This is a genomic window from Planosporangium thailandense, from assembly GCF_011947195.1.
GTDB classification, from domain to species: domain Bacteria; phylum Actinomycetota; class Actinomycetes; order Mycobacteriales; family Micromonosporaceae; genus Planosporangium; species Planosporangium thailandense.
On the sequence record NZ_JAATVY010000073.1, the window covers coordinates 1 to 1,484 of the forward strand.

A 1,484-nucleotide genomic window follows, 5' to 3' on the forward strand; every position below is an offset into this window, starting at 1 on the left:
CTGGCGCGGCCGGGGCTGCAGTTCTTCTCCACCGAGCAGTACAACCAGCTGTTCACGATGCACGGCACGATCATGCTGCTGTTCTTCGCGACGCCGGTGGTGTTCGCCTTCGCGAACTACATCGTCCCGATCCAGATCGGCGCGCCGGACGTGTCGTTCCCGCGGCTGAACTCGTTCGCGTACTGGCTGTACCTGTTCGGCAGCACCCTGGCGGTGGCGGGGTTCCTCACCCCGACCGGCGCCGCCGACTTCGGCTGGTTCGCCTACTCGCCGCTGAGCAACGTGATCAACTCTCCGGGCGTGGGCGCCGACATGTGGATCGTCGGTCTCGTGATCTCCGGTCTGGGCACGATCCTCGGCGCGGTCAACCTGCTGACCACGATCCTGACGCTGCGCGCGCCCGGCATGACGATGTTCCGGATGCCCATCTTCACCTGGAACATCATGATCACGATGCTGCTGGTGCTGATGGTCTTCCCGATCCTGGCCGCCGCGCTCCTGGCGCTGGCCGCCGACCGGCAGCTCGGCGCGCACGTCTACGACTCGCAGACCGGCGGGCCGATGCTGTGGCAGCACCTGTTCTGGTTCTTCGGCCACCCCGAGGTCTACATCGTGGCGCTGCCGTTCTTCGGCATCATCACCGAGGTCCTCCCGGTGTTCAGCCGCAAGCCGGTCTTCGGCTACAAGGGCCTGGTCGGCGCCACGATCGCCATCGCCGCGCTGTCCATGAGCGTGTGGGCGCACCACATGTTCGTCACCGGCCAGGTGCTGCTGCCGTTCTTCTCGTTCCTGAGCTTCCTCATCGCGGTGCCGACCGGTATCAAGTTCTTCAACTGGATCGGCACCATGTGGAAGGGGCAGATCTCGTTCGAGTCGCCGATGCTGTTCGCCATCGGCTTCCTGGTGACGTTCCTGTTCGGCGGCCTGTCCGGCGTGCTGCTGGCCGCCCCGCCGATCGACTTCCACGTCTCCGACACGTACTTCGTGGTCGCGCACTTCCACTACGTGCTGTTCGGCACGATCGTGTTCGCGGTCTTCTCCGGCATCTACTTCTGGTTCCCGAAGATGACCGGCCGGATGCTCGACGAGCGCCTCGCCAAGGTGCACTTCTGGCTGACGTTCATCGGCTTCCACAGCACGTTCCTGGTCCAGCACTGGCTGGGCACCGAGGGCATGCCGCGCCGGTACGCCGACTACCTGCCCCAGGACGGCTTCACCTTCCTGAACACGTTCTCGACGGTCGGCGCGTTCATCCTCGGCGCCTCGACCCTGCCGTTCATCTACAACGTGTGGAAGTCCTACACGGCCGGCCCGCTCGTCGAGGTGGACGACCCGTGGGGCCACGGCGCATCGCTGGAGTGGGCCACGTCCTGCCCGCCGCCGCTGCGCAACTTCGACCGGATGCCGCGGATCCGCTCCGAGCGTCCCGCGTTCGACCTGAAGTTCCCCGAGCACGCGCCGGGCCACTCGCTGGTCAACCCGCC

At 66.1% G+C, this 1,484-nt stretch carries 1 protein-coding gene; it reads left to right on the forward strand.

What is annotated here, in order from left to right; all coding sequences use genetic code 11:
• The coding region (gene ctaD / locus HC031_RS32150; protein WP_167929225.1) for an aa3-type cytochrome oxidase subunit I at positions 1–1,484 on the forward strand (1,484 nt) is incomplete at both ends.